The sequence below is a fragment of the Polaromonas sp. P3_C2 genome, from assembly GCF_056402675.1.
In genome coordinates, this window is record NZ_JBFUGX010001242.1 from 1 (window position 1) to 580 (window position 580).

Annotated in this window: 1 protein-coding gene; it reads right to left on the reverse strand. The window is 56.7% G+C overall.

The annotated features are described in order from the left end of the window. On the reverse strand, positions 1–537 hold a 537-nt coding region (gene rfbF / locus AC1DWI_RS25855; RefSeq protein ID WP_477726285.1), incomplete at its 3' end, for a glucose-1-phosphate cytidylyltransferase. Between the last annotated feature and the right edge of the window lie 43 nt (positions 538–580).

Here is a 580-nt window from a genome sequence, read left to right on the forward strand (position 1 = left end):
CTTGGGCTTTTCCTTGAAGCTGCGCACCTTGTCGCCCTCGAAGTCAAGCGCGCCGAACCGTCCTGGCGGCAAGGTTGCGGTCAGGGTCGCCTTGACGCCTTGCGCCTTATGAAACGCGAGCAGCGCGGTAATGTCGACATCGCCGACACCGTCGCCGTAGGTGAAGCAGAAGGCTTCTTCGTCCTTGACATACGATGCGACCCGGCCGAGCCGACCACCGGTCATGGTGTCTTCGCCGGTGTCGATCAGGGTAACGCGCCAGGGTTCAGCGCTGCGCTGATGCACTTCCATGCTGTTCTTGCTCATGTCAAATGTCACGTCGGACATGTGCAGGAAGTAATTCGCGAAGTACTCCTTGATCATGTAGCCCTTGTAGCCGCAGCAAATCACGAAATCGTTCACGCCATGGGCGGAATAAATCTTCAGGATGTGCCAGAGGATGGGTTTGCCGCCGATCTCGATCATGGGTTTCGGCCGCGAAGATGTTTCCTCGGAAATGCGCGTTCCCAGACCGCCGGCAAGAATGACTGATTTCATGTTTTTCCTTGAGTTCGGTTATCCAAAGGCGCTGTCGTGGAAG